This window comes from Moritella sp. Urea-trap-13, assembly GCF_002836355.1.
Taxonomy (GTDB): Bacteria; Pseudomonadota; Gammaproteobacteria; order Enterobacterales; family Moritellaceae; genus Moritella.
Genome location: NZ_PJCA01000001.1, coordinates 254,230 through 281,084, shown reverse-complemented (window position 1 = coordinate 281,084; position 26,855 = coordinate 254,230). Strand labels below are relative to the sequence as shown.

The 26,855-nt window shown below is 41.5% G+C and carries 21 protein-coding genes; 11 read left to right on the top strand and 10 right to left on the bottom strand.

Features of this window, described 5'->3' with window-relative positions; all coding sequences use genetic code 11:
- Positions 1-4: 4 nt before the first annotated feature.
- The 3 genes from CXF93_RS01245 to pabC are packed head-to-tail and all read left to right on the top strand — an operon-like array spanning position 5 to position 2,348.
- Positions 5-808: a glycerophosphoryl diester phosphodiesterase gene (locus CXF93_RS01245; RefSeq protein WP_101060492.1), complete on the top strand. Its 804-nt coding sequence runs from the start codon at positions 5-7 to the stop codon at positions 806-808.
- Positions 808-1,461 carry a hypothetical protein gene (locus CXF93_RS01240; RefSeq protein WP_232784050.1) on the top strand — a complete coding sequence of 218 codons (654 nt, stop codon included), beginning with the start codon at positions 808-810 and terminating at the stop codon, positions 1,459-1,461. The genes CXF93_RS01245 and CXF93_RS01240 overlap by 1 nt, the downstream gene beginning before the upstream one ends.
- A gap of 29 nt (positions 1,462-1,490) precedes the next feature.
- Positions 1,491-2,348 carry an aminodeoxychorismate lyase gene (pabC, locus tag CXF93_RS01235; RefSeq protein WP_101060490.1) on the top strand — a complete coding sequence of 286 codons (858 nt, stop codon included), beginning with the start codon at positions 1,491-1,493 and terminating at the stop codon, positions 2,346-2,348.
- A gap of 58 nt (positions 2,349-2,406) precedes the next feature.
- Here the strand turns inward: pabC and CXF93_RS01230 are convergent, their stop codons facing one another.
- Positions 2,407-3,216, bottom strand: coding sequence for a pyruvate, water dikinase regulatory protein (locus CXF93_RS01230; RefSeq protein ID WP_101060489.1), 810 nt, complete (start codon positions 3,214-3,216; stop codon positions 2,407-2,409).
- 190 nt (positions 3,217-3,406) lie between these two features.
- Between CXF93_RS01230 and ppsA the strand changes: the two genes are divergently transcribed.
- On the top strand, positions 3,407-5,782 hold the full coding sequence (ppsA, locus tag CXF93_RS01225) for a phosphoenolpyruvate synthase (protein WP_101060488.1): 2,376 nt from the start codon (positions 3,407-3,409) through the stop codon (positions 5,780-5,782).
- A 239-nt stretch (positions 5,783-6,021) separates the two neighbouring features.
- Here ppsA and CXF93_RS22455 read toward each other — a convergent pair whose 3' ends face one another.
- Entirely contained in the window at positions 6,022-7,068 is a 1,047-nt protein-coding gene (locus CXF93_RS22455; protein WP_369832182.1) for an SUMF1/EgtB/PvdO family nonheme iron enzyme, read from the bottom strand.
- Between the two features lie 218 nt (positions 7,069-7,286).
- Positions 7,287-7,343, bottom strand: a complete 57-nt coding sequence (locus tag CXF93_RS22450; RefSeq protein WP_369832181.1) for a tetracycline resistance efflux system leader peptide — start codon at positions 7,341-7,343, stop codon at positions 7,287-7,289.
- 857 nt (positions 7,344-8,200) lie between these two features.
- On the opposite strand from CXF93_RS22450, the gene CXF93_RS01215 reads away from it, so the two are divergent.
- Positions 8,201-11,290, top strand: coding sequence for an FAD-binding and (Fe-S)-binding domain-containing protein (locus CXF93_RS01215; protein ID WP_101060698.1), 3,090 nt, complete (start codon positions 8,201-8,203; stop codon positions 11,288-11,290).
- Positions 11,291-11,481: 191 nt separating this feature from the next.
- Positions 11,482-12,669: a hypothetical protein gene (locus CXF93_RS01210; protein WP_101060486.1), complete on the top strand. Its 1,188-nt coding sequence runs from the start codon at positions 11,482-11,484 to the stop codon at positions 12,667-12,669.
- Between the two features lie 159 nt (positions 12,670-12,828).
- Here the strand turns inward: CXF93_RS01210 and CXF93_RS01205 are convergent, their stop codons facing one another.
- Both CXF93_RS01205 and gap read right to left on the bottom strand, forming a co-directional pair.
- On the bottom strand, positions 12,829-13,716 hold the full coding sequence (locus CXF93_RS01205) for a D-hexose-6-phosphate mutarotase (RefSeq protein ID WP_101060485.1): 888 nt from the start codon (positions 13,714-13,716) through the stop codon (positions 12,829-12,831).
- Positions 13,717-13,800: 84 nt separating this feature from the next.
- Complete coding sequence (gene gap, locus CXF93_RS01200) at positions 13,801-14,814, bottom strand: type I glyceraldehyde-3-phosphate dehydrogenase (protein ID WP_101060484.1); 1,014 nt, start codon at positions 14,812-14,814, stop codon at positions 13,801-13,803.
- Between the two features lie 510 nt (positions 14,815-15,324).
- Here gap and CXF93_RS01195 point away from each other — a divergent pair.
- Positions 15,325-16,644, top strand: coding sequence for a hypothetical protein (locus CXF93_RS01195; RefSeq protein ID WP_101060483.1), 1,320 nt, complete (start codon positions 15,325-15,327; stop codon positions 16,642-16,644).
- A gap of 158 nt (positions 16,645-16,802) precedes the next feature.
- Here CXF93_RS01195 and CXF93_RS01190 read toward each other — a convergent pair whose 3' ends face one another.
- Positions 16,803-17,675 (bottom strand): DUF2989 domain-containing protein, encoded by an 873-nt coding sequence (locus CXF93_RS01190; protein WP_101060482.1) that lies wholly within the window; start codon positions 17,673-17,675, stop codon positions 16,803-16,805.
- Positions 17,676-18,050: 375 nt separating this feature from the next.
- Between CXF93_RS01190 and CXF93_RS01185 the strand changes: the two genes are divergently transcribed.
- Both CXF93_RS01185 and CXF93_RS01180 read left to right on the top strand, forming a co-directional pair.
- On the top strand, positions 18,051-19,478 hold the full coding sequence (locus CXF93_RS01185; protein ID WP_101060481.1) for a glyceraldehyde-3-phosphate dehydrogenase: 1,428 nt from the start codon (positions 18,051-18,053) through the stop codon (positions 19,476-19,478).
- Between the two features lie 252 nt (positions 19,479-19,730).
- Positions 19,731-20,021, top strand: a complete 291-nt coding sequence (locus tag CXF93_RS01180; protein ID WP_101060480.1) for a YeaC family protein — start codon at positions 19,731-19,733, stop codon at positions 20,019-20,021.
- A 204-nt stretch (positions 20,022-20,225) separates the two neighbouring features.
- Here the strand turns inward: CXF93_RS01180 and infA are convergent, their stop codons facing one another.
- The 4 genes from infA to trxB all read right to left on the bottom strand — a co-directional run bounded on the left by infA (position 20,226) and on the right by trxB (position 23,034).
- Positions 20,226-20,444, bottom strand: a complete 219-nt coding sequence (infA, locus tag CXF93_RS01175; RefSeq protein ID WP_006032603.1) for a translation initiation factor IF-1 — start codon at positions 20,442-20,444, stop codon at positions 20,226-20,228.
- Between the two features lie 138 nt (positions 20,445-20,582).
- The gene (locus CXF93_RS01170; RefSeq protein WP_101060479.1) at positions 20,583-21,266 is read right to left on the bottom strand and encodes an arginyltransferase; all 684 of its coding nucleotides are present in this window, start codon (positions 21,264-21,266) and stop codon (positions 20,583-20,585) included.
- Positions 21,263-22,006 carry a leucyl/phenylalanyl-tRNA--protein transferase gene (gene aat / locus CXF93_RS01165; RefSeq protein ID WP_101060478.1) on the bottom strand — a complete coding sequence of 248 codons (744 nt, stop codon included), beginning with the start codon at positions 22,004-22,006 and terminating at the stop codon, positions 21,263-21,265. Before aat ends, CXF93_RS01170 begins: the two co-directional genes overlap by 4 nt.
- Before the next feature lie 71 nt (positions 22,007-22,077).
- Complete coding sequence (gene trxB / locus CXF93_RS01160; protein ID WP_101060477.1) at positions 22,078-23,034, bottom strand: thioredoxin-disulfide reductase; 957 nt, start codon at positions 23,032-23,034, stop codon at positions 22,078-22,080.
- 450 nt (positions 23,035-23,484) lie between these two features.
- Here trxB and lrp point away from each other — a divergent pair, with 450 nt between their 5' ends.
- Both lrp and CXF93_RS01150 read left to right on the top strand, forming a co-directional pair.
- On the top strand, positions 23,485-23,979 hold the full coding sequence (lrp, locus tag CXF93_RS01155) for a leucine-responsive transcriptional regulator Lrp (RefSeq protein WP_019440948.1): 495 nt from the start codon (positions 23,485-23,487) through the stop codon (positions 23,977-23,979).
- A gap of 226 nt (positions 23,980-24,205) precedes the next feature.
- A complete protein-coding gene (locus CXF93_RS01150; RefSeq protein WP_101060476.1) occupies positions 24,206-26,854 on the top strand; it encodes a DNA translocase FtsK in 2,649 nt (882 codons plus the stop codon).
- The last annotated feature ends 1 nt before the right edge of the window (position 26,855 follow it).

Here is a 26,855-nt window from a genome sequence, read left to right as displayed (position 1 = left end):
GCTTATGACAAATACAACGTCTGAAATTATGCCAAATACTTTTCAGTACAATCCATCGGCCAGTGAAAAAGCCGGCAAGATGGTGATGGGGCATCGTGGTGCGTCATCTATTGCCCCCGAGAATACCTTAGCCGCGTTTCAATTAGCCGAGGACAACAATGTTCCCTGGATTGAAGTGGACGCGGATATGCTCGGGGATGGTACTGTGGTTATTTGTCATGATGCCAGCCTAGATCGTTGTAGTGATCACAATGGTTTATTACGCGATAAGACAGTGACAGATCTTGATGATATTGATGCAGGCGCTTGGTTCGGATTAGATTTTGTCGGTGAACGTATTCCCACGCTGGTGGAGCTTATTTTATTCACCAATGAGACTGGCATGAACTTGAACTTAGAGATTAAGTCAGGAACAGATAAAGCCGCGACAGACAGATTAATCGACGGCATTATTCGCGATATCAATCACCATTGGCAAGGCGGCCAGCAATTACTGATTTCCAGCTTTAATCATTTGTTGTTAGCCGAAATCAAACGTCGAGCTCCAGAAATCAGCTTAGCGTGTTTGTTTGGTTCGCCATTACCGGATGATTGGCTGACGTCGATGCAGTATGTCGGCGCTGAGTTTGTGCACCCTAAGGATAAAGGGCTGAGCGAGCTGCAAGTCAATGCCATGACCGCTGCAGGTTATAGCGTCAACGTGTGGACGGTAAATAGTTTAGCGCGGGCGAACCAGCTGTATAACTGGGGCGTTACTGGCATCTGCTCTGATATTCCCCAGCAATTTCCGCCTTGTTATAGGAATTAATGATGAGTGAACATTTGGTCTTACGCTGGCAGACCTTGCTGCAACAGCACTTTACCCAGTTGAGTTTGGCACAAATACAGCAATCTTGGTCACGACTGTTACCGCATTATCAACAAGCACATCGGCATTATCATGACTTGAACCATATTGACGCCTGTTTTACTTGGTTTGATCAGGTGCAGGCTAAATTGGATAATCCGTTAGCGGTGGCCTTGGCTATCTGGTTTCGCGATATTATCTATGATGTGCGGCGCAGTGATAATGAAGAGAAAAGTGCCCAGTACGCGGTGACCGCGCTAACTAACTTTGCGGTATCGACCAGGTTAGTCCAGCAAGTGTATGAGCTAATTTTATTAACTCAGCATCCCAGCAAGCCGAGTCATAAGCTTAAAGGACTGGTGACTCACCATGATCAGGCATTATTTCTAGATATTGATTTAACCATATTAGGTCAACAAGGCGCTATTTATGCCAACTATGAGCAAGCCATTCGCGCTGAATATCAACACGTACCGTTATGCTTGTACAAATTAGGCCGTAAACGTTTACTTAAACAGTTATTACGGCAGCCAAAAATTTATTATTCTGACTATTTTACCGAAAAATTTGAAAGCCAAGCCAGAGTGAACATACAATCAGTGCTTAAACCTTAATGGAAGACAGTAACTTGGATGCATAAGATATGATAATTAATGGCGCTGCCAGTCAAGATGTTGCAATTGCCGATCGTGGTTTTAATTTTGGTGACGGGCACTTTACCACGATCAAAATGGCCGCAGGAAAAGCGCAGTTGCTCGATCTGCATATGGCGCGATTACAGCAAGCGTGCAAGGTGTTAGCCATTGAGTTTAACCAATGGGATGCACTGACCGCCAAAATCACGGAGCAAGCACAAGTATTACAGGTCGGGGTATTAAAGGTCACTATCACTCGTGGCGAAGGCGGACGTGGTTACGGTTACACTTATGGTACTAGCGGTTGTTCAAGTGCAAATTGGTATTTACAGCATCGACCGATCCCGCCCCAGTACAGTGAATGGGCTCGCTCTGGTATTGAATTAATGCTGTGCCAATATCAGCAAACTGTTAATCCAGTACTGGCGGGATTAAAGACCTTAAATCGACTCGATCAGGTGATGATTAAGCAAGAACTTGATGCTAATAGCATGGCCGATGGACTAGTGTGCTCGACAGATGGTTATTTGATTGAAACCTCTGTGGCTAACGTCTTTTGGGTGAAAGCCGGTGAAGTCTATACCGCAAGCACAAAACGCAGTGGTGTTGAAGGGGTGATGAAAACCCATATTTCCAGCTTGTTGAATACTCTGGGTTTTACGCTAAAATCAGGAGATTATACTATTGCTGATGTGTGTATTTCTGACGAGATTTTCATCACTAATTCAGTGATGGGCGTAGTGCCAGTAAAGGCGATTGTTAACCCGCAAGTGAGTCAGCATTCGGACGATATTTGTTATGATCTTACTGTGCATGATTCATCGGTATGGCGTTTGTTGCAGCAAGAGTTACAACAAGAGTTATAAAAAGCACTACACGCTTAATAGACTATGACAGCGTGCAGTGTGTTTAATAAATAAAAAGTTAAAAAATCCGACGTTTCAAACCTTTCTTATCCAAGATTTTCGTGGCGATCTCTTCAACCGAAAATGAAGTACTGTTAATGAAAGGAATTTTTTCGCTGCGGTATAAGTATTCCACTTCGGCTATTTCTAACTTACATTGACGTAATGACGCGTAATTACTGTTAGCAAGGCGTTCGCTGCGGATATCCTGCAGACGTTTTACATCAATGGTTAAGCCAAATATTTTATGTTTATTGCGTTTTAATTCTTTTGGTAGTTTTAACTCATCCATGTCATCGGCAATAAATGGGTAGTTGGCGGTCTTAATACCAAACTGTAATGCCAGATATAAACTGGTTGGGGTTTTGCCACTACGAGATACACCGACTAAGATTAAATCTGCATCGTCATAATCTTTACAAGTAATACCATCATCGTTTGCTAACGCATAATTGACCGCTTCAATACGCGCATCATAAGTTTCATGTTTAAGGCTGTGCGTACGATGTGATTTAGGTGCTGCGGTGATATTTAATTGCTCAGAAAGCGGTGCAACAAATGTACTTAAAAAGTCGTGAGAATGACCTTCGTTTAATTCGATTATCGTCCTTATTTCAGATGAAACTATCGAATGAAACACCAGTGGCTTCTGTCCTGTTTTGGCAACATGTTCGTTGATTTTTTGAGTGACGTTTTTGGCTTTTTCTTCGGTCTCAATAAAGGGATAAGTATGCTGTTCAAATTCGATCGGAAATTGGCTTAGAAGCGCGTGACCAAAGACTTCAGCGGTGATCGCTGTGCCATCAGATACATAAAAAACAGTTTGCATTTACTCTATCCTTTTCATAAACAGATGAATTTTTATAAGTAAGTATCTTACATTGAAATTAATAGCTGTGTATGATTAAAAACACTAAGGAAAGCAAGATGATTATTTTGCATTAATAATATGTGAGCAATATCTAATATCGCCCACAATTAAAATCATTTTTGAGATCGATTAAATCTGGAGAACTGCCGTGATAGAGTACGTAATTGGGTACGAAAAACTTGGAATGAACGACGTAGAACGAGTTGGCGGCAAAAACGCATCTCTAGGCGAGATGATCAGTAATTTAGCTGGCGCAGGAGTGCAAGTTCCTGGTGGTTATGCGACTACCGCTGATGCGTTTAATCAGTTTTTAGAGCAAAGTGGTGTTAACGATCAAATCTACACACTACTAGACAATCTCGATGTTGATAACATTGCAGCGTTAACAGAAGCTGGCGCGAAAATTCGCCAATGGATCATCGACACACCTTTCCAACCTGAATTAGAAGCCGCTATTGCCCAAAGCTATGAAGTACTAGCTGGTGAAGCAGGCGAGCAAGCATCATTTGCAGTACGTTCTTCGGCAACAGCTGAAGATATGCCAGATGCATCATTTGCTGGTCAGCAAGAAACTTTCCTCAACGTACGTGGTTATGACAACATTATTGTTGCGATTAAACATGTATTCGCATCGCTATTTAACGACCGTGCTATCTCTTACCGCGTGCATTCTGGTTATGACCACCGTGGCGTGGCATTATCTGCGGGTATTCAACGTATGGTACGTAGTGACGAAGCATCATCTGGTGTGATGTTCTCTATTGACACAGAATCTGGTTTTGAAGATGTGGTATTCATTACTTCTTCATACGGTCTTGGTGAAATGGTTGTACAGGGCGCAGTTAACCCGGATGAATTTTATGTGCATAAACCAACACTCGCTAAAGGTAAACCAGCTGTAGTTCGTCGTAACATCGGTAGCAAACAGATCCAAATGATCTACTCTGCTGACGAAGAACATGGCAAGCAAGTACAAATCGTTGACGTTGAAGCAAGCAAGTCTCGTCAGTTCTCTATTACTGACGAAGAAGTAATGGAACTAGCGAAACAAGCTGTGATCATCGAAAAACATTACGGCCATGCGATGGATATCGAATGGGCTAAAGATGCGATTGATGGCAAGATTTATATCGTTCAAGCACGTCCTGAGACAGTACGTAGCCGTGAAGACAAACAAGTAATGGTACGTTTCCACTTAGACGCTAAATCTGCAGTTATCACTGAAGGCCGTGCGATTGGCGGTAAGATTGGCGCTGGTCCTGCGAAAGTTATTTCATCAATTTCGCAAATGGATGAAGTAAAAGAAGGCGACGTATTAGTAACAGACATGACAGACCCAGATTGGGAACCTATCATGAAACGTGCTTCTGCAATCGTAACAAACCGTGGTGGCCGTACCTGTCACGCTGCAATTATTGCACGTGAAATGGGTATCCCTGCTGTTGTCGGTTGTGGCAACGCGACAGACCTGATTGTAAACGGTCAAGAGCTAACAGTATCTTGCGCTGAAGGTGACACTGGCTTTATCTACGAAGGTATCTTACCGTTCCGTGAAACATCATCGAAAGTAGATAACCTACCGGAAATTCCAGTTAAAGTAATGATGAACGTGGGTAACCCTGATCGTGCATTCGATTTCGCGGCATTACCAAACGAAGGTGTTGGTCTAGCGCGTCTTGAATTCATCATTAACCGTATGATTGGTATTCATCCAAAAGCACTGCTTAACTTTGATAAGCAATCTCCTGAGCTACAAGCTGAAATCAACGACATGATTGTAGGTTATGAGTCACCAGTTGAATTCTACATTGCTAAATTGCAAGAAGGTATTTCAACGCTGGCTGCTGCGTTCTACCCGAAAAAAGTTATTGTGCGTATGTCTGACTTTAAGTCAAACGAATACGCTAATCTAGTCGGTGGTGAATTCTTCGAACCAGAAGAAGAAAACCCAATGTTAGGTTTCCGTGGTGCATCACGTTATATCTCTGAAGATTTCCGTGATTGTTTCGCCCTAGAAACAGAAGCAATGAAACGCGTACGTAATGACATGGGTCTAACTAACGTTGAAATCATGGTGCCATTCGTGCGTACATTAAGCGAAGCGGCTTCAGTAATTGATTTGCTAGCAGAACATGGCCTGAAACGTGGTGAGAACGGTTTACGCGTTATCATGATGTGTGAAGTACCATCGAACGCATTACTGGCTGACAAGTTCCTACAGTACTTCGATGGCTTCTCAATCGGTTCAAATGACTTAACGCAGTTAACATTAGGTCTCGATCGTGATTCAGGCATCATCTCTCATCTGTTTGATGAACGTAATGAAGCCGTGAAAGCATTGTTAGCAATGGCGATTCAAGCGGCTAAAAGAGCAGGTAAATACGTCGGTATTTGTGGTCAAGGTCCATCGGATCACGAAGACTTCGCTGCTTGGTTAGTTGAGCAAGGTATTGATAGCTTATCGCTAAACCCTGATACAGTATTGAGCACTTGGTTATATCTAGCGGACAAACACCCTAAATAAACCTTGAGTGAATAACTTGTGATAACAAAGCCTCAGTCATTATGATTGGGGCTTTTTTTTGTCTGCAGGGTTCTGATAATACAGACCGGATCTTAAATATTAAAGGCAAGGTTGGTTTCTTAGATAGGTAGGATCGAGTACAAAGTGGGAACCTTAAAATGCAAAACGCCCAGTGGTTACACTGGGCGTTCAAATGACATCAGAGTCAATATATTTTAAGACTTGTTGTACCGCGAGTTTTAGTTTTCGCGTAGTGCTCTAAAACCTACGTAGTTAGCGCGGAAATCGGGTTTTAATTCTAGGCGTACATCAACCTGAGCTAGCTTTGGTGCGAAGTTCCAAGCGCCGCCCCTTGCCACTAAATTATTGCCACTAGTCAGTTCCCAAACGTTACCGACGGTATCATATAGGCCAAATCTATTGGCTTTAAATGATTTAACTGGCGCGGTACTTTTATTTGACCATTGGCTACCACAGTAAGCGCAATTCGCTTTTGAGTTGCCGGCATCATTACCCCACCAGTAGTTGTAGCTACTGCCTGCACGCGCTGAATATTCCCATTCGCCATTATTCGGTAAACGGTATTTTTGACCTGTTGCTTTCGATAACCAAGTTAAGTAAGCGTTGGTGTCGGCAGAGTTAATACACACCACTGGATGCTCGTCAGTTTGTGCAAAACCAGGCTGACGCCAGTTTAAGTCGGCATTATATGTTTCTTTACCGTTAACATACTCTACACAACCATTACCTGATTCTGCAGCGGTAGTGTAGTTACTCGCAGTAACAAAACGTTTGAAGTCAGCTACTGTGATCGGGTTTGTACCGACCGAGAAAGCTTTAATCGCTTGCTCGTTGGCTTGCTTGTCGCTAGCGGCTAATTGACCTGCTGGTACCGAGATTAATTCTGGACCGCGTTCACCTGACGCTAAAAAGTCTTGCACTGCTTGACCATTTTTCCACGAAACGCTGGCCTTCACTAACTCCGCTCGTACCATAGTGTTATTTTTTAGTTTTACACTTTGCTCAAAATCCATGTAGTTAGGTTTTTTGATCACGATATGGTGAGCACCCGGTGACAACATCACCGAAAGTTTGGTTGAACCATAGCTGACGCCATCAATAAAAACTTCATCATCATATTGGTTAGAACGAATAGTCAGTTCGTATAACGTACCTTGATCCGTTTTGGTCAGGTTTTTTTTAACTTGCGGTGCTTGTTCTGCGCAGTAACGCGTTGAGACATTTAATAGCTTACAGGCTTCATTTTTTGGTAATACGCCCTGCATTGTTACCTGCATGCTTGAGCTATAAGTACCTTGACCACTGAATTCACCGGTTAGTACTTTATTGCCTAACAATTTGACATGAGCACTGGAGTTGGTTTTATGTTTACCGACGAGTTTGGCTTCAGTTACTGAGTTAAATAGGGTATTTAAATAGGTCTTCGAGGCTTTTTGCTTACTCAATAGATTGCTACGAGTAATACATTTTGAAAACGACGTTTCTAGATCACAGCTGACACTTTGACTAACGTTACGCGATTGAGTTTGCTGCATTTCATTGGTCAGACGGTTAATACGTGAAATGTTTATCTCTTCACTGATTGTTTCACGTTGATTTAGCAGTCTAACGCGTTCAATGTTCTTTTCTGACAATTGTTTGTTTAGTTGCGCCAAGGTAGCAACTGAATCTTTAATAAGCTGTTTATTTTGCTGTTGCTGCTGAATTGCCTGACGATAATCATTTTGTGACGTAGTAATGTCTTGCATTGGATTATCAATCATCAATGCATATTGTTCATTCATTTGTGCCAATGCTTTGGCTGTTTGCCCAACAAGTGCTTTTCCTTGCGTTCTCGTTTGCGCTAATTTGGCTTTTTCGATAGCTATATTGTCATTGACCACTGCGAGTGACGTGATGAATGTGCTGTATTCAGATTGAATACTTTGAAGCTCGGTTTGCAAATTATCTACAGTGTTGTTTTGTTGTTTTGTTTCAGTGGCTTGAGCTGTGTTACCAATCAAAATACAGCTGGTGGCAAGGGCAATTAAAGCAATGCGCATTTGTTTATTTCCTAATAGATGCTTATTTGATGTAATAAAACACGGACTCTGTGTTACATCTTGTAATTACCCACATATCAGATGAGTATATTATTTTTCGTCCATGTTATTTGTTCAGAGCTAAAATCGCAAGCAAACACGTCACATATTTGGTTTAAGTTTGAGTAATTTATGTAGATGTACATTATGTGTATTAACTGTAGTCTCTATGAGGCAGTGCGACGATAGCGGGAATCGCTCCCTAATATGGAGAGTGGTTATAACTGAGATCAATTTAGCCTTTATCTATAGGCGATGAATTAAATCACTCATGTTATAATGCATTTAGTTGAAAATTGTCACAAGGGAATGGATGATGATCCCCGAATTAAGTTATCAGGATGCAGTAAAATCTGAATATCTCGCTTTTTTAAGCGCGTTAGAGAACAGTGAGTTTAGTGGCGATATTGAAAAGTCGTACGCCAGCCGATTAGCGGTTGCGACGGATAACAGTATTTATCAGTTATTACCGCAAGCGGTGGTACTGCCGCGTAAACATCAAGATCTGGTGATCTTGACGCAGTTGTCATTACAATCTGAATTTAAAACCATTACTTTTTCTCCTCGTGGTGGCGGAACGGGCACTAATGGGCAGTCGTTGACCGACGGTATCATTGTTGATTTATCGCGTCACATGAACAACATTATCGATATTAATGTTGAAGAAGGCTGGGTACAGGTGCAAACGGGCGTGGTTAAAGATCAGCTCAATGAATTTCTTAAACCGTATGGCTTCTTCTTCTCGCCTGATTTATCTACCAGTAATCGCGCCACTATTGGCGGTATGATTAACACGGATGCGTCGGGTCAAGGCTCATTGAAATACGGTAAAACCAGTGATCATGTACTCAGTGTTTCTGCGGTATTAATGGATGGCACTGAATTAGTCACTGCAAGTCAATCTAATGAGCAGCTACAAGCACAAGCACAGAGTGATAATTATCTGGGTAAAGTGTGTCATCAAGTGATTGATACAATCACCCACAAACAGCAAAAAATTGCAGATACCTTTCCTGCATTAAACCGTTTTCTGACCGGTTATGACCTTGTTCATCTGTATGATAAAAACACCGAAGCGTTTGATTTAGGCCGTATCCTTTGTGGTTCTGAAGGATCTCTGGCGTTTATCACCGAAGCGAAACTGAATTTAACGCCAATCCCGAAATTTCGTTGTCTTGTAAACGTTAAATACGACAGCTTTGATTCGGCATTGCGTAATGCGCCATTCTTAATTGAAGCCAATGCCTTGTCAGTTGAAACGGTTGACTCGGTGGTGTTGAATTTAGCCAAACAAGATATCGTTTGGCACTCGGTTAAATCATTGATCACCGATGTGCCGAATAAAGCAATGCAGGGTATTAACTTTGTCGAATTTGCCGAAGACGATGGTGACATTCAGCAGCAAAAAATAGACTATTTAACGGCAGAGCTTGATCGCCTTATGGCGGCGGGTGAAGCAGGGGTGATTGGTTATCAAATTTGTGACCAATTATCGGACGTACTGAAAATTTACGGCATGCGTAAAAAAGCCGTTGGTTTGTTAGGCGCAACCAAAGGCCAAGCAAAACCGTTAGCATTTGCCGAAGACACTGCAGTGCCGCCTGAAAATTTAGCCGATTATATCGTTGAGTTCAGAGCATTATTAGACAGTTACAACCTGCATTATGGCATGTTTGGTCATGTTGATGCGGGAGTACTGCACGTACGACCAGCGTTGGATATGTTAGATCCACAACAAGAAGTTATTCTACGTGAAATATCAGATAAGGTCGTGGCATTAACAGCGAAATACAAAGGCTTGATGTGGGGTGAACACGGTCGAGGTTTCCGTTCAGAATATGGCCCTGAGTTTTTTGGTGATGAACTATTTACTGAGTTACGTAAGATTAAAGCCGCCTTTGATCCGGATAATCGTCTAAACCCAGGTAAAATCTGTACGCCTATCAGCAGCGATGCAAAGTTAGTATCAGTCGATGCGACTAAACGCGGAGCTTACGATCGCCAAATCCCTGTAACAGTGCGCGAGAGCTTTCAGCAAGCAATTGACTGTAATGGTAATGGCTTGTGCTTTAACTATGATACCAAAAGCCCGATGTGTCCGTCGTTTAAGCATACTGGCGATCGCCGCCATTCGCCAAAAGGCCGTGCTGGTTTAATGCGTGAATGGTTGCGTCAGTTATCTTGTCATGAAATGACTGAGCATGAGTTAGGTCAACAACTCACTATTCAACAAGGCGGTGTTGCGACGTTTACTACGCGGTTAAAAAACAGCTGGAATAAAGCCCGTGGCCGTTATGATTTCTCCCATGAAGTCATGGATGCGATGCAAGGCTGTCTCGCCTGTAAAGCCTGTACTGTACAATGTCCGGTTAAAGTTGACGTACCTGAGTTTAGGTCGCGCTTTATTGATCAATACCACAGCCGTTACTTACGTCCGATTAAAGATTTTGCGGTGGGCTACTCTGAAAGTTATACGCCGGTGATGGCGAAAATGCCGAAGTTCTTTAATTTCTGGTTAGGCCAAGATTGGTTGCAAGCAGCGACTAAGCATACCATTGGCATGGTGGATATTCCGTTATTAAGTGTGCCGACCTTAGCTGAATCATTACGTGGTCATTATGCACAAAGTTTTGATTTAGCTTTTCTACAGCGTTTAAGCGCGGAAGATAAAGCCAAGCATGTATTAATTGTCCAAGATCCGTTTACCAGTTTTTATGAAGCAGAACTAGTACAAACATTAGTAACGTTGATTGAGAAGCTTGGTTTGAAGCCGGTGATCTTACCGTTTAAACCCAATGGTAAACCGCAGCATGTGAAAGGCTTCTTGGCCAAGTTTGCTAAGACGGCAGCGACGGCAGCTGAATTTTTGAATGCCTTACAGCAGTTGGGTATGCCTATGGTGGGCGTTGAACCTGCATTAGTGCTGTGTTATCGCGACGAATATAACCAAATTTTAGCGGATAAACGCGGTGACTTTAGCGTTCAGCTTATTCAAGAGTGGTTATTAACGGATAATGCGCAAATGCATCTACGTGAAGCTATTAGTGATCGGGGTGCCAAGGTTGAAGGTGAGCAGGCTGAACCGTATTATCTATTTGCCCATTGTACCGAAAAGACTAACAAGCCAACGGCAGAACAAGAGTGGCAACAGGTATTTAACGGCTTTGGCCTAGCGTTAGAAACGGTAGCTACGGGTTGCTGTGGTATGGCGGGCAGTTATGGTCATGATGCCAAAAATGTCGTGGCATCAAAGTCTATTTATAATCAAAGCTGGAAACATGCGCTATCACAGCGTGATGCTTCACGTTGTTTGGCCACGGGTTATTCTTGCCGTAGTCAGGTCAAACGCATGGAAAAGGTGAGACTTAATCATCCTATTAAAGCGTTACTGAGTGTACTCGCTTAGTCATTGTTAAGTATGGGTAGTATTATAAATGTAAATAATACTGCTCATACCTTCTCCCTTCTTAGTATTGAGTTAAGTGCTGTTTTATAACGTCTTGTCGCATTAATCCTTGGTCAGACACAACTTTTGCTAGTGCCAGCGTATGCTGTTCTTGTTAATTCTAGTCTGTCTCGAATAAAAGGATGATGTTCATGCTCACTACATTACCAAGCCCTCGACAATTACCAAGTCAACGACAAGTCAAATTATCGGTTAAATTTTCTGGCCTGATGCTAGCTACGAGTTTATTTTCCGGATGTGTCACGCTGTCAGAATTTACTGGTAGTGCTGATAGTTTCACTATGTCTGCCGATGATTCTGAAGAAATGAACACCGTAAATACCGCCATGAATACCGTCGAAACATTATATCAACGGGGTAATAAACAAGATCTTGCTTACTATGCGCCGAGTAATTTTGAGCTGGCTCTTAATAAGCGTGAAAAATTATTGAATATGTATGAGGACTATACACCTAATGGTGGTAGCTGGTTTTCGAGTTCTGGCAGTGAAGATATTGAAGCGGAATCAGCATTATTTGTGTTGCGGATGAATAAAGCGTTTCAAGCCAAAGTTATTACTAAACCGTTATTAACCATAATGCGTGACCATGATGAGTTCATTCAAACTATTGATGTTGATGGTTTTGAAACGATCTTTGATAAGTTGCGTAATTCGACAACTCAGTTTGCTGGGTTAATTGAGAGTCGTGGCACTGGGTTAGGTTTAGAACACCAAAAGATCAAACTAGAACGTGATTATAATAGTCTTGAAATCGATATGATCAAACGTAAAGTGTTACGTTTTCCAACGTCAGAGTTTAATTTACTTGATCAGGAATTGGTACCCGAAAGCTATAACAAAGCATTAAATGGCTTATACAGTTTAGAACGGTTAATCGAAAAAGATCCCCGTGATAACCCTGCCATCCAGCAACAATTAACTGATAGCAATATTAAAATCAAACAAGCTGAGAGCATTGGCAAAGAAGTGATGTGGGTTAAATCAAGAATTGAGACATCGGCGGAGCGGGTGGTGATAAATTACCGTGATCACTTAAGCTCATTAAATAGCTATTTAGGCACGGAAGAGTTAACTGCATTGGACTTTCAATCTCAGGTGAGTGGTATAAAAGCTGCTATGGCAGCGAAAATATCACAGCAAGATAAAGACAAAGTGCTGAAAGAGGAAAAGTTACAGCGTCAACTTGCCGAACTCGGTCGCTTGTTAACGGGACAGGATATGAGTAGGTACAGTATTTCTCAACAAGTGGATAGCCTTATTTTTGCGGTACGTTCATTGGTTGATGAAAGTCTTGATATACCATTAGCACAACGATAATGCGCATCTGCTAATCAATATTGGCGTTATACAGATTTCGGGACAGGGCCGATTATTTCAAGATGAGCACTGGCTATAGTTCAGATGTTCATCTTGAGATGGCAACACCCTATTAATAATGACAGTACTCTTTTAATAACGACAAACCGCTATCAATAATTACAGCGCTGTAACACTGAGTTTAGTTGTCAGTGTATGACTTGTTCCTGGCGCAACTGTTACTGCGTTATTACCTATAATAGCAGGTTCTAAACAGAACATAGTCTGGTAACCATCATCCGGCATATCTACAAATGCTTTTGCCCCAGCTTGCCAAGGGTTCCAAACGACCATGGCATTATTACCTGCGTTATTGATATTAATCTTATGTTGAAGTTTATTATCTTCTAAGGTAATCGTGGCGGCTGGATTTGCACAAATAATATCTACATCACCCGTTAATGTACGCGGTTCTGGATTGCTTTTATCTAAACCATGTACTTGTATTGCGTTGGGTTGTGAAATTTGGAAGTAACTGTGTAACGCGCCGCTATAGTCAAAACTACTGTTACCGGTATTCTCGGTTATTAGATTGAGCGTCAAGGTATCACTGATAATAAATTCAGCAATCAAATTAAAATCATGTTGCCATAATCTTTTTGTTTCAGGGTTTGGCGCTAGTTGTAGACGAACACGACAGCTATCAGCATTACTTTGGCTATCAAGTAATTGCCAATGGTTATTGCGGGCAAAACCATGAGAGGGAAAATCTTTTGTTTGTGCCAGAGGTTGAACAGTCGGACTTTCTTTTGCCGGACCAAACCAAGGCCAACAGATGGGTACGCCACCACGGATCGCTTTTACGCCATTAAATATAGCATCATCACTCATCCATATCACCGACGCTGAGTTTGCGGGGGTGAAGCTAAGCAGATGTGCACCAAACAAGCTGATACGAGTATGCGCTTTTGGGTGAGTAATATGAATGTATTTGAGACCCTTACTCGTGACTAAGCTAATGTGCTCAGTTAATGGTATTTGATCCGTGATTGTATTGCGGTATGACATAAAATCCCCAACATAGAAAAGGCGACCTAATGGTCGCCTTTAGCATTATAAATCAATTAACTTAGATTATTTAATCTAGTTTGATTATTTAGCGCTCATAAGTAGGATAGCGTTATCTAACATACGGTTAGAGAAGCCCCACTCATTGTCGTACCAAGACATAACTTTAACAAGTTTGCCTTGAACTTTAGTTTGAGTCGCATCAAAGTTAGATGTGTGTGCATCATGGTTGAAGTCGCTAGAAACTAGAGGTTCGTTGTTAACAGCTAGTGCACGCGCTAGGATTGGATCCGCAGCTACTGCATCAGTGATAAGTTGGTTGATTTCTTCAGGAGTCGTATCACGACCAGCTTCAAAAGTAAGGTCAACTAGAGATACATTGATTGTTGGTACACGTACCGCCATACCTTGGAATTTGCCTTGTAGTTCAGGAACTACTAGACCAACAGCTGCAGCAGCACCAGTACCAGTTGGGATCATGTTTTGTGCAGCAGCACGAGCACGATATAGATCTGAATGGTATACATCAGATAGACGTTGATCATTTGTGTAAGCATGGATAGTAGTCATCATGCCGCTGATGATACCAACGTTATCGTTTAAGATTTTAGCAATTGGAGCTAGGCAGTTAGTAGTACATGAAGCGTTTGAAACAACTGTCATGTCAGACGTTAGTACGTCTTGGTTAACACCGTAAACGATTGTTGCATCAACATCTTTACCAGGAGCAGAGATAAGTACTTTCTTAGCGCCGCCGTCAAGGTGTGCTTGACAAGCTTCTTTACTAGTGAATATACCAGTACATTCTAGAACTACGTCTACTTCTAACTCACCCCAAGGTAAGTCTTTCGGATTGCGTTCTGAGAAAGTCTTGATACGATCGCCGTTGATGATTAGTGCTTCAGCATCAAAATCAACAGTACCAGGGAAACGACCGTGTGCAGTATCATATTTAGTTAGGTGAGCATTGATTCTTGAATCACCTAGGTCGTTGATTGCAACGATTTCTAGATCTTGTTCTTTACCACCTTCGTAGAATGCACGAAGTACGTTTCTGCCGATTCGACCATAACCATTGATTGCTACTTTAATTGTCATAACTTGTATCCATTAAATTAAATGTAAGTTTGAATTAATAATCTTGCTTGGTTGTAAATTTACAAGATTCTGATAAAAAGACAAGAATAAATACTAAAATGTATGAGTTGAATCACAATTTGTTGCAAATTTACGAAAATTAACTGATTTAAGTCACTTTATCATGTGTTTTTGTACTATTTATTACAAAAAGTAAATAACCGGGATCACAAATTGGCATTATCAGCCGCGGTACTGGCATGAGTATTTCCCTGATGTGTTCTTTATGCTTATTTTAATTCGTTCAACATCCTGATTAAGTGTCTTATTTGTATGGTATTTTAAAATTGTAAGATTAAATAAATCGAAATTTGTTTAAATAATACAGTTCAGTTATAAAGATTTGCCTTAGTGGAGTATAGACAAGAGTGGCAGAAAACCCATGAAACAGTGTGGTTGTGATACTGCGTGACCTCGCATCTTGATATTGATTGGGTATAATAGCGTTAGGTTCACTATTTAAGGTGTCAAATGACAGCACAACATATTCTGCAATTAGGCCAAATGCTTGGTCTTAGCTGTACGGAATTAAATGCCAATGGCGATGAGCAAGCGTTACCGACGACGCTAATGATACAAGCATTGGCTGATTTTGGTTTTACGGATGAATTAGAAGTAAAGCTGGAAGAAGAAATTAAGCAGTTTTGGTTACGCGCATTACCGCCTGTGATCGTGATGGATGAATCAGCTGTGATCCAATTTGATCTGCATTTACCGATCGAATTTGTGACTGAAGATTTAATCTGGGAAGTAAGAGCAAACCAAACTGTTATTGAAACAGCTGAGTTTACGCCAATCGAATGGTCGTTAAATGGTATTTATCATTTACACGATATGGAGATGCAGAGCTATCAAATTAGTTTAGAGGAGCCACTTGCTGTTGGCGCTTACCAATTGGTTATTCTTGACCAAGGTAGTGAAGAGCCATTGGGCGAAAGCTGGATAGTTAATCCACCGGCGACGTTAACGTCTACGCCTGCTGCTACAACTACAGCAGCAGCATTACCGACAACAGAGGCAGTGCTGAGCCAGTTATTGACTCACGCGCAGTCTAGCTTGTCTGCAGTGGCGATTGATAGTAACGATGTTGCACTTACTTTACCTGCGCAACTTGCCCAATTACAACAACAGTTTAATGCCGACAAAGAGCAGGCTGAATTGGCCTTAGCGCTGAAAACTATTATGGCAACGGTGCCGTTGGAGCAAACCCATCTAGCCCAATACTTAGCGGCTTATGCTACTGATGGTGTGACGGCGACGCGCCAAGTAACGCAAACGCTAGAATGGCAAGATGCCAATAGTGATGATTATGCATTTTACTTATGGCTCGTTGTGACGGCGAATAATGCACTGACTGCAAACGTATTATTACGCGATGTTGATTTTGCTGGTGGCACTGCAAATGCTGATTCATTTACAGCTTGGTTATTAGCTGACTATCAGTTAGCACATTGCCAGTTAGATAATGTATTGGCGAGTTCAGCTGCAAAAGGCATTAACAGCTATCAGTTACGCCAAGATAATTATGCTGCATTCCGCGCTTTAGTTGACTTCACGACGATGCAATCTGCAGGGATCGTACTTAATCAACCATTATCGATTATGCAGCAATGGTTAACGATTGGTGATGCAGGTATCTGGCAGAACCATGAATTCAATGAATTGTTGAGCATCATTCTATTGAGTTGTGAGCGTCATGCTTGCGCTTGTTATTATCAAGCGGATGCTGAGCTACCTGAAGAGCTAATGGATTATTTAGCCGCTCGCGGTGTGCAACAGTTATCACTGTAGTTGTTATCGCTGTAATGATTACTTGAAGTGGGTACTGGCGTTGGTCTATTTATCTAATTATTTAACTATTTATTTACGTATTTATTTAAGTAAATAACTAACTAACTAACTAACTAACGCCATTGGTTTGCTACTAGTAAACGGGTTTTATCGCTAGGTTAAAGCCCGACTGCTGCCAATGTCTGTTCATAGCTTTCATCAGTAAATTTCTGTGTTTCTATTTGTTCTGCAACCTTACCTGCTAACGTATCTAAACGGCGTTGTTCACTTGTCGTTATTTTATGCTTATTAAAGACACCTAGGTTTATATTTTCCACATCAGAAATTATCGCTACCTGCGACCACAGATAAGCCAGTGGGTAATCTCTTTTATGCATGTAAGTGGTGATAATGGCATAGAGCAGTTTGGTGGTCATGTCGCTGTTATTATCATTATCTAATTGAGAGTTGTCGAACTGAGCATTATTGTTAAGCAGACTTATTCCTTTGAGTAAATTAGCGATAACTTGGTCGTTATTGTTACCATAAATATTAGCAATAGCGAAATACAACGCGGGGTCATCAAAGCTTTGTTGTGTGGATAAGGCGATAAAGCGTCGTTTGGCATTTTCGTTATTATGCGATACCCAATGATAGTTGAGTATATAAGGGTTATTACTACTGAGAGTCTGTTTTTCTAATGCGATAAGTTCATCGTAAGTGCTCAACATTGCCGCTACCCGCAGGGTTTTTAACTCGGGGTGTGATCTTGGTTCGATGAGTGCGGCTATTTTAATACATTCTTGAAAACCGCTCAGCGCCGTTAATAACCTGTATTGGGCTTGCTCGTTAGTATTTCCCTTGGCTTCAAAACGGCTGGAGATTAGGTTATTTGTTTCTGTCTGACACCATTCATCGGTATTTAAATCGGCGCAAATAGCCCCATCGTTCGCACATATCGTTGCCACATTGCGGGGGTCGTTACAGGCGACCAATAAACTCGCCATAACAACAGCAGGAATTAAACGGCTAATAGAGCGAAAAAGGTGCATAAAGCTAAGACTAAAATAGGCGGTGACGAAACCCTATCACAGATTAACGCGTACTGTCTAATGAGGCGATTTAAATTAGTGGAGAGCCGCAACTTCTTCGTATTCACTTGCTATCAGTTAGAGTAAGAGCTGAAATCACCTCGGTTATAAAGTGAGCAAGCGGAAAAAGTGAAAGTGTTCCTATTTCATTGTTAAATATTTGTGTTTTGAATGAAAGCTAGAAAGTAAATAAAGAGCTAATCCACATGATTAATTGGTAAATTAGCGGTTATTTTTGTATGATTACGCTATCAAATTGATTAAATGTCAGTTGTTAGTTATATGACTGTTGTTTTAATGTTTCTTACATGTAGTTGTGATTAAAAGGGAAAAAAGATGCCATCTGAAAGTCATTTATTGAATTGGCAAGAGAGCCAAGAACTCGCAGAATCTATGCTACCGTTGTTAGGAAAGCTGTATCGTAATAAAGGCGTTGAAGTATTAATTTATGGCCGCCCACTACAAAATGCAACAGCAATTGATCTGCAAAAAGCACACCGCGTAGTTAAGCGTCATGAAGGACGTATTTTACGTTTCACTGAAACTTTCCCATTACTACAAGTGATCAGTGAACTACCTATTAGTAACGCTCAAATTGATATAGGTCGTTTGGCTGTTCGCTATTGGGGTGAAAACGAAGATTCTACTGGTATCGACGCATTCTTACGTGCTGAATTAGCACCTGCATTAAACAACGATACTCAGACTGAACCTCGTGACGTCGTATTATACGGTTTTGGCCGTATTGGTCGTTTACTTGCGCGTCTACTTGTTGATAAAACAGGTGAGAGCAACTTATTACGTTTACGTGCAATCGTGGTACGTGGCGGTCCTGGTGATATTGAAAAACGTGCGTCGTTATTACGTCGAGATTCAGTACATGGCCAGTTCAACGGTACGATTGATATTGATACTGAAAACAATGCCATCATTGCCAACGGTACTTACATCAAGATCCTTTATTCAAATGGTCCTGATCAAATCGATTACGCTGCACACGGTATTCACAACGCATTAGTAGTAGATAACACCGGTATCTGGCGTGACACTGACGGCCTAGGTCTGCATTTAAAAGCACCTGGCGCTGCAAAAGTATTATTAACAGCACCTGGTAAAGGCGATATTAAAAACATCGTTTATGGTGTTAACCACATGGATATCCTACCTGAAGATAACATCGTATCAGCAGCAAGCTGTACAACGAATGCAATCACACCGGTACTGAAAACAATCCAAGATGCATACGGTATTAGCAATGGACACGTAGAGACTGTGCATTCATATACCAATGATCAGAACTTGATTGATAACTTCCATAAAGGTGATCGTCGTGGCCGTGGCGCTGCAATGAACATGGTATTAACGTCAACAGGCGCAGCATCAGCTGTAGCAAAAGCACTACCTGAATTAAAAGGTAAGCTGACTGGTAACGCTATCCGTGTACCAACACCGAATGTATCAATGGCAATCATTAACTTAAATCTTGAGAAAGAAGTTGAAAGAGAATCGCTAAACAGCTACTTACAAGAAATGTCGTTAAGCTCGCCATTACACAATCAAATCGATTTCAGTACATCGAAAGAATTAGTATCAACAGATATGGTTGGTAGCCGTTTCTCTGGTATCGTTGATTCATTGGCAACGATTGCTGAAGGTAACCGTGCAATATTATACGTTTGGTATGATAATGAGTTTGGTTATAGCTGCCAGGTATTACGTGTAATGCAAAAAATGGCTGGCATCGACATGCACGAATTTGCATAAGCAAGTTGGGTATGAGATAGCAGTGCATTAGACAGGTGTGCATTAGATAGTATGAAAGGCGATGGATTAACATCGCTGTATTAAGGAAGCCAATTGGCTTCCTTTTTTGTTTATTGCAACCAATCGTTTATGTGAAACGAGTTGTGTACGCGGGCTGTAATAGTTTAAATCAGTGCGTATTTATAGTAGGGTTGCGGTATATATTATTATTGAGCAGGGGACACCCCCTGAGCATTAACCAAGGACGTAAAGATGTCAGTTGAAAAGTTGCTTGAGAGCATGACACCAGAAGTATATGAAAAGCTTAAAACAGCCGTAGAGCTTGGCAAGTGGGAAAATGGTGTGGTATTAACGCAGGCGCAAAAAGATAGCTCATTGCAAGCTGTGATGCTATATCAGTCGCGTTTCAATACTGAACCGGAACATTTTACCATAGGTACTGATGGTGAGATCGCCATGCTTAAAAAAGCAGTGTTAAAGCAACAGTTTAGAGATGAAAAAGCGGCGCGGGAAGAAGAGATTTTACGCGTTGATGTTGAATAACCTGTAAGGATTAGTCATAAAATATCGGACAGTGCGGTTGGATGTCGAGCTGTTAGGATATCGAGAAGTCGGATGTCGACTAGCGGTTATCGAATAGTGGGCTGTCTGATATTAAGTGGTTATTAAATAAAGAATTATTGAAAGTGTAGTAAATCGTAGACCTAAAAAAACCAGCCTTACGCTGGTTTTTTTAGAGGCTCGTGATTAACGGGCACGGAAGACGATACGACCTTTAGATAAATCGTAAGGTGTTAGTGCTACAGTTACTTTATCACCAGTAAGAATTCGGATGTAGTTTTTACGCATTTTACCTGAAATGTGCGCAGTAACCACGTGGCCGTTTTCTAATTCAACACGAAACATTGTGTTAGGAAGTGTATCTAGAACTGTACCTTGTAGTTCAATGCTGTCTTCTTTTGCCATGAGTCCTCTTAAAATTTAATTATAATAGCTATATTTGACCGCAAGATGATGCCAGATTTACACAGGCCTGTATATATTATAGATAAGATATTTACGTTTTATTTTTAATAACGCTTTATTATTGACTCTTCGGTGGTATCAGCATTGCCACTTTCCTGCGACTAAGCGCTCATGTGGATTAAATTTAACCTTGTAATTCATCTTGCTACATTGATCTATTTGATAGCCGAGATAGAGCCATTTCTTGCCTGTTTGTTTGGCTATAATCAGCTGCTGTAAAATCGCATAGGTACCCAAGGAATGGGCGAGAAGCTCAGGGTCATAAAAGCAATACATCGCACTCATGCTATTTGCCATCACGTCAGTGACGGCTACCGCGATAAGCGTGCCATCCAGATAAAATTCAATAAAGGTGGGCGTTAACCATGCGTTAGTAATAAAACCATCATACTGCGATTGGCTAGCTGGAAACATCGCGCCATCACTGTGCAGGGTATTAATGTAGCGCTCGTACAAGGGATAATAATCGGGTTGTGGCTGGTGGCTAACACGCATTTCAAGGTGCTTATTTTTGTTGATCAAACGTTTTTGGCTCTTACTTGGTTTAAATAGCTGACTATCAATGCGGATTGATTGACAGGCCTGACAAGTTTGGCAATGCGGTCGATAGACATCATTACCACTGCGACGAAAGCCATTAAGCAGCAACACTTCATAACCAGCTTGATTATGTAAATCATCATCTTGAACAACGAGGATCTGTTCTTGTTGCTCATTTATGTAGCTGCAAGGCATGGGAGGGGTTAAGGCGACTTTAATCATATTGTACTCCCTGTTGTATTGGCTTTACTTATTAAGTCTAATACAAGCGCTTGAGGCTGCCATTGCTGAGGTTTGATTGTGGTGTTACGGCTGTTGAGCTGGGTGATGAAGGTTTCGCGACTGATTTCAGAGGCACCTAGTGACGCAAGGTGTTCATTATGCAATTGGCAGTCAATCAATTTACAGCCAATACTCGCCAATTGTTGCTGCAGGCCGATAAAGGCAATTTTAGACGCATCGGTAACGGTATGGAACATCGATTCACCACAGAAGATATCACCAATATATAAACCATATAACCCGCCAACTAATAGCCCGTCCTGCCATACTTCGATGGAGTGGGCAAAGCCCATATCATGCAACTGTAAATAGGCATTTTGCATGGACTCGGTTATCCAAGTATCACTGGCATAGCCACGCGGTTCTGCGCAAGATTCAATTACTTCTGCAAAGGCGTTATTAATCGACAGGGTAAAGTTTTGACGACGAAAAGACTTACGTAAACTACGCGATATATGCATCTCACCGGGGTTTAATACCATACGTTGACTTGGTGACCACCACAGAATCGGTTGATCAGCTTCAAACCAAGGAAAGATACCGCGTTGATAGGCATTAATCAGACGTTGTGGGGAAAGATCGCCACCCATCGCTAGTAAACCATCGGGATCGGTTAACGCGGTGTTGACTGCTGGAAAGAAGGTTAAGTCTTGGTTTAGTTCGGGTAAATAGATTGGCATATAGGAGGTCTTGAAAAAGAGAGCCTTGAAAAAGGTGATACCGAGGGTATCACCTTAGCAGAATAAACGGATTAATCGCCTAATCCATCAAGAAAACGTTCAGCATCTAATGCTGCCATACAGCCTGTTCCGGCTGATGTGATTGCTTGACGATAAATATGATCAGATACGTCACCCGCAGCAAATACCCCTGGGATAGTGGTTTGCGTTGCGAAGCCTTCAGTGCCTGAATTTACTTTCAAGTAGCCATCTTTCATGGCTAATTGATCGGTGAATAAATCTGTGTTTGGTTGGTGGCCGATAGCAATAAAGGCACCCATCACATCAAGATCGCTGGCTTCGTCAGTGCGTGTATCACGCATACGAATACCGGTTACACCCATTTCATCACCTAATACTTCATCAAGTGTTTTGTTTAGGTGCAGTGTGATATTACCGTTGGCTACTTTTTCTTGTAAGCGTTTGGTTAAGATCTTTTCACTACGGAATTCTTCACGACGGTGAATTAAATGCACTTCAGAAGCGATGTTTGATAGGTAAAGTGCTTCTTCAACAGCGGTGTTACCACCACCAACAACTGCCACTTTTTGGTTACGATAGAAGAAACCATCGCAGGTAGCACAAGCAGATACGCCACGGCCTTTGAATGCTTCTTCTGAAGGTAAACCAAGGTATTTTGCCGATGCGCCAGTACAAATGATTAATGCATCGCAGGTGTACTCAACATCATTGCCTTTTAACTTAAATGGGCGGACTGATAAATCAACATCATTGATATGATCAAAAATGATCTCAGCTTCAAAACGCTCTGCGTGCGCTTTCATACGCTCCATTAGTGCTGGGCCTGTTAGACCTTCAGCATCACCCGGCCAGTTCTCAACTTCAGTCGTAGTCGTTAGCTGACCACCTTGCTGCATGCCAGTGATTACTACTGGGTTTAGATTTGCACGAGCCGCATAAACCGCTGCGGTATATCCTGCTGGGCCTGAGCCTAATATAAGTAGACGGCAGTGTTTTGTATTACTCATTACGATTCCTTAATACCAATAATTGTGGTCAATTGTAAAAACTTTGTGGCGCGGGGTAAATAGTAGAGTAAAAATATATTTTTAAAATGCATAATAATGCAAAAATAACGAAAACCGCGATTCAGCTATATATTTTGCATATAGCCCCTTTCAATGGAATTAATGTTCTGTTAGTGTCTACTTAAACCAAAGAAACGTCTATTTCGATGGTTGTAAGATAAAACATCGATGTTAGCCTATTGTTATGCTGTCGGTGTATTTGTAAATATTATGTTTCTCCACAGCGGGGAAAGCATAACATAAGCCTCGTAAATTGAATTATTGTAGGCTATTATAATTTTGGTTAGGATTTAGCTAGCACTTTAAGTTGCTTCTAACTATGGCGTATTCAAATGAATGGATTATTTGAAAAACTAAGTTTTACTGGGACGTAAAAGGGCGGAAAAAATAATGATGGAAGTAAAAACTCGACCAATGAAGGAACTAGATCGAATCGACCGTAACATTCTTAATGAATTACAAAAAGACGGCCGAATTTCCAATGTAGAGTTGTCTAAACGTGTAGGCTTAAGCCCTACGCCATGTTTAGAGCGCGTACGACGCTTAGAACGCCAAGGATATATTACAGGTTATACCGCAATTCTAAATCCACAGTTTCTGGATGCTTCATTGCTTGTTTTTGTTGAAATCACGCTTAATCGTGGTGCTGCTGATGTATTTGAGCAATTCAACAAAGCTGTTCAAGAACTTGAAGAAATTCAAGAATGTCATTTAGTATCTGGCGACTTCGATTATTTATTAAAAACACGTGTATCTGATATGTCAGCTTACCGTCGTTTACTGGGTGAAACGTTATTACGTTTACCGGGTGTTAATGACACACGTACTTATGTTGTGATGGAAGAAGTAAAACAAAGTAACCGTTTAGTTATTAAAACGCGTTAATTTAACTTATTGCACATAATCTTTTCGCGTAATCCTCGATTTACGCAAATAAAGTGATAAATAATCAACAAGCGGCATATTGCCGCTTGTTTTGTTTCCAGCATTTATTTAAAGTTGATAGCTCATATACCCAAGTGACCTTAATTCGGTTTGCTGATGTCGCATCTTGAAGTAACTTGGGTAGTAGATAACGTACCACCGTCGCCTTCAAGAGTCATAAATCAAGATGAACAAATTTAATTTAGCCATTCCATCCAAATACCTTGCGCCATTATCTGGTATTCAGCGCGTTTTCGAAGTCGGATTCATTTTTTCTACCTTTATTGCTTGTTATGCAATGGTTGCATTAGTGACTTTTGATCCAGCTGATCCATCATGGTCGCAAACGAGTTGGCAAGGCCCTGTGAAAAATGCGGCTGGCTCATTAGGTGCATGGACTGGTGATGTGCTGTTTTTTACCTTTGGCCTTTATGCGTTTGCCATACCCCTAGCATTTGTAGCATTTGCTTGGTTTATATTTTGGCGTCCAAGACAGCTTGATGAAATCGACTTTTTTACCGTCGGTTTACGTATGATCGGCGCATTATTACTACTAATCGGCTTGTGTGGTCTGGCATCGGTTAACTTTGATGACCTGTATTATTTTTCATCAGGTGGTTTAATTGGTGATGTGATTGAACAAGCAATTAGTGAACTATTTGGGGTATTAGGCTCAACGCTTATCTTATTAAGTTTTGTTGCTATTGGTTTTACCTTACTAACGGGTATTTCTTGGCTGACCATTGTCGATATGCTTGGTGCTAGCGCCATTAACGCGGGTCAATTTATCCTTACTAAAGTAAAAAAATTAACGGCAAAACAATTTACTAAAACACCAAGTAAAGATGCTACTGCTGTCGAATATGATGAACCGAAACTCAATTCAAGCCTGGTATCAGCGCCACCAATAGACTCGGCCCCATTAGAGTCAGAACAAGTTACTGCAGAGGATGACATTACTAACATGTCATTTACAGCGGTGGATAATGCAGCTTCACGACAAGAACCCTCAATGTCGGCTTTCGATACGTCCGATTTTGATAATAGCCATTTTAATGACTCAGCCACAGATACAGACGATGAGTTTGAACATGACTTTGCACAGGTTAATAACAGCAATGTGATTGATGTGAGTAGCTTTAATACCGCCGATATTAATCAACAAAGCATGAATCAACAAGGTAGTGTGGAACAGACTATTGCCGAGCAGATTATCGAACAGCAAGGTGAACCCGCACTGGCGCCGGTATTCCAGATTAATAATAACGGCACAGGTAATGGTTTCGAAATTGTTGGTGACCAAGTGGTCTCAACTAATCAGCTACAATTCAAAGAAAAACCAGTGACCTTACTACCTGGTTTAGAGTTATTAGATAAACCAAATAAAAAAGCCAATCCAATCTCGCAAGCAGAGTTAGATCATGTCGCCCGTTTAGTTGAAGAAAAGCTGCTCGAGTTTAATATTAAAGCGAAAGTGGTTGATGTCCATCCAGGGCCTGTTATTACCCGTTTTGAACTTGATTTAGCACCGGGTATTAAAGTCAGTAAGATCTCGGCATTATCGAAAGATTTAGCTCGTTCACTGTCAGCAATGAGTGTACGCGTTGTTGAAGTTATTCCAGGTAAATCGGTTATTGGTCTCGAGTTGCCGAACAAATACCGAGAAACTGTGTTCCTTTCAGATGTGATGTCGAGTCCATCATTTATGGACGCGAAGTCAAAAACATCAATGGTATTAGGTCATGATATTGCCGGAGAATCTGTGGTTGTTGATTTGGCTAAAATGCCACATCTACTCGTCGCGGGTACCACGGGTTCGGGTAAATCGGTTGGTGTGAACGTGATGATCATGAGTTTGCTGTATAAAGCATCGCCAGAAGAAGTGCGCATGATCATGATCGATCCAAAAATGTTGGAACTTTCGGTGTACGAAGGTATCCCACATTTATTAACTGAAGTTGTTACTGACATGAAAGATGCCGCAAACGCGTTGCGTTGGTGTGTTGGTGAAATGGAACGTCGTTATAAATTATTATCAGCGGTTGGTGTACGTAATCTCGCTGGTTTTAATAGTAAAATACAACAAGCGATTGATGCTGGTCAGCCAATACTCGATCCATTATGGAAACCGGGTGACAGTATGGATGCAACAGCGCCAGCGTTAACTAAACTGCCGTCTATCGTGGTCGTAGTTGATGAATTTGCTGACATGATGATGATTGTCGGTAAAAAGGTTGAAGAGCTAATAGCCCGTATTGCCCAAAAGGCCCGTGCTGCTGGTATCCACTTGATCTTAGCAACCCAACGTCCTTCTGTAGATGTGATCACAGGTTTGATTAAAGCCAATATTCCCACACGTATTGCGTTCCAAGTATCAAGCAAAATTGATTCACGCACTATTCTTGATCAAGGCGGCGCTGAAACGCTGCTGGGTATGGGTGATATGTTGTATCAGCCAGCTGGCACCAGTGTACCAATTCGTGTGCATGGCGCATTTGTTGATGACCATGAAGTACATCGTGTGGTTGCAGATTGGAAATTACGTGGTGCGCCGAATTATGTGGAAGAAATTTTACATGGTGAAGCAACGGCTGATAGCTTATTGCCAGGTGAGGTTGCAGAAGGTTCATCAGATGTCGATGAGCTATTTGATCAAGCGGTATATCATGTTACAGAAACGCGCCGAGGTTCAGTATCGGGCGTACAACGTAAATTTAAAATCGGTTATAACCGTGCTGCACGTATCGTCGAAGAGATGGAAGTGCAGGGCATTGTGAGTTCACCAGGACATAACGGTAATCGAGAAGTATTGGCGCCACCGCCACCAAAGGATTAAT

What these genes read in the sequence shown, in the direction of transcription:
- CXF93_RS01170 (WP_101060479.1), bottom strand. Translation starts at nt 21,266, where the DNA reads ATGATTAAAGTCGCCTTAACCCCTCCCATGCCTTGCAGCTACATAAAT.
- CXF93_RS01245 (WP_101060492.1), top strand. Translation starts at nt 5, where the DNA reads ATGACAAATACAACGTCTGAAATTATGCCAAATACTTTTCAGTACAAT.
- CXF93_RS01230 (WP_101060489.1), bottom strand. Translation starts at nt 3,216, where the DNA reads ATGCAAACTGTTTTTTATGTATCTGATGGCACAGCGATCACCGCTGAA.
- CXF93_RS01240 (WP_232784050.1), top strand. Translation starts at nt 808, where the DNA reads ATGATGAGTGAACATTTGGTCTTACGCTGGCAGACCTTGCTGCAACAG.
- CXF93_RS01210 (WP_101060486.1), top strand. Translation starts at nt 11,482, where the DNA reads ATGCTCACTACATTACCAAGCCCTCGACAATTACCAAGTCAACGACAA.
- trxB (WP_101060477.1), bottom strand. Translation starts at nt 23,034, where the DNA reads ATGAGTAATACAAAACACTGCCGTCTACTTATATTAGGCTCAGGCCCA.
- CXF93_RS01150 (WP_101060476.1), top strand. Translation starts at nt 24,206, where the DNA reads ATGAACAAATTTAATTTAGCCATTCCATCCAAATACCTTGCGCCATTA.
- gap (WP_101060484.1), bottom strand. Translation starts at nt 14,814, where the DNA reads ATGACAATTAAAGTAGCAATCAATGGTTATGGTCGAATCGGCAGAAAC.
- aat (WP_101060478.1), bottom strand. Translation starts at nt 22,006, where the DNA reads ATGCCAATCTATTTACCCGAACTAAACCAAGACTTAACCTTCTTTCCA.
- lrp (WP_019440948.1), top strand. Translation starts at nt 23,485, where the DNA reads ATGATGGAAGTAAAAACTCGACCAATGAAGGAACTAGATCGAATCGAC.
- CXF93_RS01195 (WP_101060483.1), top strand. Translation starts at nt 15,325, where the DNA reads ATGACAGCACAACATATTCTGCAATTAGGCCAAATGCTTGGTCTTAGC.
- CXF93_RS01205 (WP_101060485.1), bottom strand. Translation starts at nt 13,716, where the DNA reads ATGTCATACCGCAATACAATCACGGATCAAATACCATTAACTGAGCAC.
- CXF93_RS01180 (WP_101060480.1), top strand. Translation starts at nt 19,731, where the DNA reads ATGTCAGTTGAAAAGTTGCTTGAGAGCATGACACCAGAAGTATATGAA.
- CXF93_RS01215 (WP_101060698.1), top strand. Translation starts at nt 8,201, where the DNA reads ATGATCCCCGAATTAAGTTATCAGGATGCAGTAAAATCTGAATATCTC.
- CXF93_RS01185 (WP_101060481.1), top strand. Translation starts at nt 18,051, where the DNA reads ATGCCATCTGAAAGTCATTTATTGAATTGGCAAGAGAGCCAAGAACTC.
- pabC (WP_101060490.1), top strand. Translation starts at nt 1,491, where the DNA reads ATGATAATTAATGGCGCTGCCAGTCAAGATGTTGCAATTGCCGATCGT.
- CXF93_RS22455 (WP_369832182.1), bottom strand. Translation starts at nt 7,068, where the DNA reads ATGCAGGGCGTATTACCAAAAAATGAAGCCTGTAAGCTATTAAATGTC.
- CXF93_RS01190 (WP_101060482.1), bottom strand. Translation starts at nt 17,675, where the DNA reads ATGCACCTTTTTCGCTCTATTAGCCGTTTAATTCCTGCTGTTGTTATG.
- infA (WP_006032603.1), bottom strand. Translation starts at nt 20,444, where the DNA reads ATGGCAAAAGAAGACAGCATTGAACTACAAGGTACAGTTCTAGATACA.